The following is a 5,307-nucleotide window of genomic DNA, read 5'->3' as shown; positions in this document are numbered from 1 at the left end:
GGGCATGCGGATCCTCCAGGGAGCGGCCGGGGCGGCGGGGACGCTCCCGACCGTAGGCCTCCGCTGTTTCGCGCGCGTTTCCGGCGGGAGGCGCCCGATCCGGGTTCGCGAGCGGCCCCGCCCCGGGTGCTTGAGCTCGCCCTGCTGCGAGGTGCCGGCCGGGATCGGGACGAGCCGCGTCACGACGGGCGGATGGGCGACGTCTCCGAGCTCTACGCCGCGTTCGACGAGCTCACCGCGGCACTCTCCCCGGCGGAGCGGCGCGACGTCTTCGCCGTGACGGCCGACCGCTTCTACCGGATCGGCGCCTCGCTGCCCGCGGAGTGACCGCCGAGCAGCAGCCGGACGCCCGTCGCGAGCTGCCACCCGGTGATCGTGTAGACGGAGAGGCGCTCCCACACGCCGTCCGGCAGCAGATCGAGGCCGGGGAGCCGCGTGTCGAGCTGGAGCATCAGGAGGGCGAGCAGGCCGATCGTGCCGAGCGCGAGGCCGAGCGGTGCCGACGCCCAGGGTGCGGTGCCGCGGCGAGCGCAGACGCCGGAGCGGATCGACGCGGCGTTGCCGGCGATGATCGCCATCGCGGCGCCGAGCCCGTGCATCCAGCCCAGCCCGCTCTGCGCGCTCGCCTCGCTGCCGTGCACGATCCCCACCATCGCGATGCCGACCGCGTAGACGACCGCGAGCGCGAGGTAGAGCCGCTGCGGTCCTCCACGGACGAGCCGCACGGTCGCGACGGCGGCCGCGAGGTAGAGCGCGCCCTCGAGGAGGAAGCCGGCGTTCATCACCGCGTGCAGCGGCGAGTCGATCTCTCGCCCCTGGAACACGCCGACCTCCGGCACGCCGAGATCGCTGATGTAGTTCCGCGCGTAGCTGTAGCCCGGGAACGCGGACGCGGCGACCGCCTCGGCGCCCACGTAGACGAGCGCGCTCACCACCCACAGCACTCCGGCCCGACGCGATCCCATGCGTCCATCATCGCGGGGTCCGGCCCGCCGGTCGTCGTCGCCGGACGGTTCCCGGCCGGGCTCGCCCGCACCGGAGCCGGCGGGCCGCCGCTCCGGTCACAGGCTGAACCCGCCGTCGGTCGTGAGCACCTGCCCGACGACCCAGCTGCCCGCCGAGGTGGCCAGCCACGCGATCAGCTCCGCGGGGTCCGCCGGCGTGCCGACGCGGCCGAAGGGCGTGCTCGCGACGTGCTCCTCGAGATCCTCGAGTGAGCGGTCCGTGGTCTCCGGGTCCAGGTAGCCGGTGTTGACCGGACCGGGATCGATCGTGTTGAGCACGATCCCGAGCTCCAGGAGCTCGGCGGCGACCGTGGCGGTGACGCCGGCGAGGGCGGCCTTGCTCGCGGCGTAGGCGACCTCTCCTCGCATCGCGCCGTGGATCTGGCCGGACGTCATCCAGAACACGTGCCCCTGTGCCCGCGGGTAGGGCCCGGCCCCGACGATCCGGTCGCCGGGCCTGCGGGGTCCGTCGGAACGCGGTGCCCGGAGCCGCGCGAACTCCGCGGTGAGCAGGAGGGTGGAGCGGGTGTTCACGTCCCAGAACGCGGTGAGCCGCTCGGGCGTCATGTCGAGGATGCTGCCGTCGTCGCCGCTCTTCGCGTGGTTGCAGACGAGGACGTCCAGGGTCCCGGTCAGGCCGGCTGCGGTGGCGATCAGACCGGGGACGGTGGAGGGGTCGGCCAGGTCCGCGGCGACGTCGGCGAACCGTGCGCCCTCCGTGAGGTGCGCGCGGAGCTCGGACCGGACCGCGTCGAGGTCGTCGCCTCCCCAGGGGAGGTCGAGGTCGTGAGGGCGGTGGTGGTGGACGACGAGGTGCGCGCCGAGGGAGGCGAGCTTCGCGGCGACGGCGAATCCGATGCCGCGTCGCCGCGAGACGCCGGTGACGAGAGCGGTCCTGCCCTGCAGGGGGAGGAGTGCGGACACGGGGAGCCTTTCGATCGCGCCCGAGCGGGCCGGAGGGAGCGGGCCGGAGTGACGGGGACCGGGGAGGCCTCAGCCGCACTGCACGAGCCCCACCGTACCGAGCCGCCGGTGGCTTCCGCCCCGCGATCCGGGAGGAGGCCGGTCAGACCTGCCGGAAGACCCGCAGGTCGCGTCCTCGGGAGGAGCCGAGGCGCGAGTAGCTGTCCGCCAGCCGCTCCTCGGCGGCGACCGCCACGACGACGCCTCCCGCGGGGACCGTGGTCAGCAGCTCCCGCGTCGCGAGCAGCGCCGACAGGCGGGTCCCGGGGCGCTGCGAGAGCGCCGTCACCGTCCACCGCCGCCCGGGGGGCGTCTCCGCGCCGACGGCTGCGGTGAGGGGGGTCCCGACGAGCAGGGCCCCGGCCCCCACGGCTCCGCCGAGGAGCGCCGCGAGGACGAGAACCGCGCCCAGCGGATCCGAGAGCGCGACAAACAGGGCCGCCACCATGCCCAGGAGGACGACCGGGACGGTGACGGCGATGCTCGCGAGGGCGTCGGCGACCGGCCGGTAGCGCCCGAACACGACCAGGCCGTTCCGGTCGGCCGTCTCGTGGGCGGCGCGGCGGATCACGGAGGGCGTGAGCGAGAGCAGCGCGGTCGGGAAGGCCAGGACGGCGAGGACGCGGTGCCGCGTGAAGGCGCGCACCCTCAGCCACGAGACGGCGGGCAGACGTCCCCATCCGACCGGTGCCGACGCCGCTGCCATCGATCCAGTCTGCGCGACCGGGGAGGTGCGTGGCCAGCGGGTCGGAGGACGCCGCCCCGGCTCCGCTGGGCGAGGGGCTCCGACGCGGCCTACTCCTCGTCCGCCCGGTAGACCTTCCGGAACGCGTCCTTGCGGGCGATCCTCCCGCCGCGGAACTCGTAGATGTCGCAGCCCCGCGTGACCTGGGGTCCGCCGTCGGGGCCGGTCCCGGTGAAGGACCAGGTGGCCGCGCCGCGCGTCCCGGCGATGAGGGGAGCCCCCTCCTCGTGCCGCTCCTGTCCGGTGTCGAAGGCGAGCATGAGAGCGAATCCCTCGCGGACCTGCTCCTTCCCCGTCCAGGTGCGGCCGGGCTCGGGGCCGACGGACGCGCCGTAGACGCAGTCGTCGGTCATGTGGCTCATCAGCGCTTCGAGGTCGTGGCGGGTCCAGGCGTCGCTGAACGCGGCCAGCACCTCGGGCGTCATCTCGCTCGTGCTGGTCTCGGTCGAAGAGGAGTCGTCCATGGGCGGGCCTCGGTCCTTCTGATCGGTGGACCGTCGTCGGTCGCTCTGCGACCGTGGCAGGTGAGCGGCCGCAGTGGCAACGCCCTCTAGCGGTCATGTCCGGAAGCGGACGGCCGGCGGGCGGAGGGGGACGGCGCAGGCCGACGGCATCGGTCGCCCGCGCACGCCCGCGGCGTCCGGATGGTAGGCGCTCGCCGCCTCCTCCGCCACCTCCTCCCCACCGCCCGGCGCCGGCGCGCAGGATGAGGAGCACCGGTCGCGGCGGGCACCGACCCCGCGCTCGACCGGCTCCGAGACCGCCACGAGCCCGCTCCGGCGGGAGGACAGCGAGAGCACCATGGGATTCTGGGGACCGACCGACGACACCCGCGCCACGCGCCCGGTCGACGAGCCGCTCGGCGAGCTGGAGCTCGTGCACGCCTTCACCAGCGGGCCGATGCCCACCGGCGTCAGCGTCTCGCACACCGGGCGGATCTTCGTGAACTTCCCGAAGTGGGGGGACGAGGTCCCGGCCACGGTCGTGGAGCTGCGCGACGGAGCGGCGGTGCCCTACCCGGACGAGGCCTGGAACACGCCGTCGGGAATCGACGACGCCGGCGCCCTCGTCTCGGTGCAGAGCATCGTCGTCGACCCGGCCGACCGGCTCTGGATCCTCGACACCGGCAGCCCGATGTTCGAGCCGACGCAGAAGGGCGGACCCAAGCTCGTCCGCGTCGACCTCGCGACCGACACCGTCGAGCAGGTGATCGTCCTCGAGCCGGACGTCGCCCTGCCGACCACTTACCTCAACGACGTGCGCTTCGACCTGCGGCGCGGCATCGCCTACATCACCGACTCGGCCGACTCCGGCCCGAACGGGATCATCGTCGTCGACCTCGAGACGGGGACCGCCTGGCGCCGCCTGCACGACCACCCGAGCACGAAGGCGCTCACTCCACCGGAGCTCGTGCCGATGGCCGAGGGCCGCGTGCTGATGAAGCGCCCGGCCGACGGCGACCCGCAGCCGGTGACGATGGGCGCCGACGGCATCGCGATCTCGGCCGACGGCGAGCGCCTCTGGTACTGCCCGCTCGCCTCCCGCCGCTGGTTCAGCGTGGCGACGGCGGCCCTGGTCGACCGGTCGGCACCGGACGAGGACGTCGCGGCGACCGTCGTCGACGAGGGCGACAAGGGCGGGGGAGCGGACGGCCTCGAGACGGATGCGTCGGGCCGCTTCTACGCCACGAGCTACGAGAACAACGCGATCGTCCGCCGCCGCCCCGACGGCACGATGGAGACGATCGTGCACGACGAGCGGCTGCTCTGGCCCGACACGATGTCGATCGCGACGGACGAGCACCTGTACGTCACCGCGAACCAGCTGCACCGCCAGGCCGACTACCAGGGCGGCACGGATCTGCGGACGTACCCGTACTCGCTGTTCCGGGTGCGGATCGGCGCGGGGCCGGTTCTCCTGCGCTGAAGTGCGTCGCGCGGCTCAGCGCCAGTGGGCGAGCTCCGTGCGGAGGGTCGCGCGGGCGCGGGCGAGCAGCCCGCGGACGGTGGAGGTCGTGAGGCCCAACTCGTGCGCGATCGCGTCGTAGCTGCACTGCTCCAGCTGGCGCAGCTCCCAGCAGCGGCGCTGGGCCGAGGGCATCGCGGCGAGCACCCGGTTGGCGTCGGCGGCGAGCGATCCGCAGTGCGCGGCGTGCTCCGGGTCGTCGGCGGCGGAGGCGGGGAACTCGTCGTCCAGCTCGGCTCGCAGCCGCGAGACGCTCGAGCGGAGCCGGTCGACGCTGCGGCGGCGGGCGGTCGTGACGAGCCACCCGGCGATGGTCTCGCCGTCGATCACGCTGTCCACGTGGGTCCACGCCGCGAGGAAGGTCTCCTGCACGACGTCGTCGACGTCGGCGCTGCTGCGGAGGGTGCGGGCGGCCGTCGCGCGGAGCAGCCCGGTGTAGCGGCGGACGATGGTGGCGAACGCCCGGTCGTCGCCCTCGGCGGCGCGGATGACGAGCATCCGGTCCGAGTCGGGCTCGAGCAGCGCGAGCGGCGGCGCGGCGAGGGTCGAGGGGCGGGCGCTTCATCAGCACGCGGCCCTCGGCCATCGGCACGAGCTCCGGTGGAGTGAGCGCCTTCGTGCTCGGGTGGT

At 74.3% G+C, this 5,307-nt stretch carries 7 protein-coding genes; 2 read left to right on the top strand and 5 right to left on the bottom strand.

What is annotated here, in order from left to right; genetic code table 11:
* Positions 1-192: 192 nt before the first annotated feature.
* A complete protein-coding gene (locus tag C5D44_RS18625; protein WP_258067366.1) occupies positions 193-327 on the top strand; it encodes a hypothetical protein in 135 nt (44 codons plus the stop codon).
* On the opposite strand, the gene C5D44_RS17330 is transcribed toward C5D44_RS18625, so the two are convergent.
* The 4 genes from C5D44_RS17330 to C5D44_RS17315 form a co-directional block, all read right to left on the bottom strand.
* Entirely contained in the window at positions 294-965 is a 672-nt protein-coding gene (locus C5D44_RS17330) for a DUF998 domain-containing protein (RefSeq protein ID WP_104282374.1), read from the bottom strand. The two genes, C5D44_RS18625 and C5D44_RS17330, sit on opposite strands and share 34 nt — an antisense overlap.
* Positions 966-1,061: 96 nt before the next feature.
* Entirely contained in the window at positions 1,062-1,928 is an 867-nt protein-coding gene (locus C5D44_RS17325) for an SDR family oxidoreductase (RefSeq protein ID WP_258068042.1), read from the bottom strand.
* A 142-nt stretch (positions 1,929-2,070) separates the two neighbouring features.
* Complete coding sequence (locus C5D44_RS17320; protein WP_146088092.1) at positions 2,071-2,673, bottom strand: hypothetical protein; 603 nt, start codon at positions 2,671-2,673, stop codon at positions 2,071-2,073.
* A gap of 89 nt (positions 2,674-2,762) precedes the next feature.
* A complete protein-coding gene (locus C5D44_RS17315) occupies positions 2,763-3,176 on the bottom strand; it encodes a nuclear transport factor 2 family protein (RefSeq protein WP_219812314.1) in 414 nt (137 codons plus the stop codon).
* 337 nt (positions 3,177-3,513) lie between these two features.
* Between C5D44_RS17315 and C5D44_RS17305 the strand changes: the two genes are divergently transcribed.
* Positions 3,514-4,638, top strand: a complete 1,125-nt coding sequence (locus C5D44_RS17305; protein WP_104282371.1) for an L-dopachrome tautomerase-related protein — start codon at positions 3,514-3,516, stop codon at positions 4,636-4,638.
* 15 nt (positions 4,639-4,653) lie between these two features.
* On the opposite strand, the gene C5D44_RS17300 is transcribed toward C5D44_RS17305, so the two are convergent.
* Positions 4,654-5,175, bottom strand: coding sequence for an RNA polymerase sigma factor (locus C5D44_RS17300; protein ID WP_104282370.1), 522 nt, complete (start codon positions 5,173-5,175; stop codon positions 4,654-4,656).
* Positions 5,176-5,307: the final 132 nt, after the last annotated feature.

The sequence above is a fragment of the Rathayibacter sp. AY1B5 genome (assembly GCF_002932795.1).
Classification (GTDB): Bacteria; Actinomycetota; Actinomycetes; order Actinomycetales; family Microbacteriaceae; genus Rathayibacter.
This window is presented reverse-complemented; position numbering and strand designations above follow the sequence as displayed.

Bases quoted from the DNA above. Each gene is read 5' to 3' on its own strand.
- C5D44_RS18625 (WP_258067366.1), top strand. From the start codon at position 193: ATGGGCGACGTCTCCGAGCTCTACGCCGCGTTCGACGAGCTCACCGCG.
- C5D44_RS17330 (WP_104282374.1), bottom strand. From the start codon at position 965: ATGGGATCGCGTCGGGCCGGAGTGCTGTGGGTGGTGAGCGCGCTCGTC.
- C5D44_RS17320 (WP_146088092.1), bottom strand. From the start codon at position 2,673: ATGGCAGCGGCGTCGGCACCGGTCGGATGGGGACGTCTGCCCGCCGTC.
- C5D44_RS17315 (WP_219812314.1), bottom strand. From the start codon at position 3,176: ATGGACGACTCCTCTTCGACCGAGACCAGCACGAGCGAGATGACGCCC.
- C5D44_RS17305 (WP_104282371.1), top strand. From the start codon at position 3,514: ATGGGATTCTGGGGACCGACCGACGACACCCGCGCCACGCGCCCGGTC.
- C5D44_RS17300 (WP_104282370.1), bottom strand. From the start codon at position 5,175: ATGCTCGTCATCCGCGCCGCCGAGGGCGACGACCGGGCGTTCGCCACC.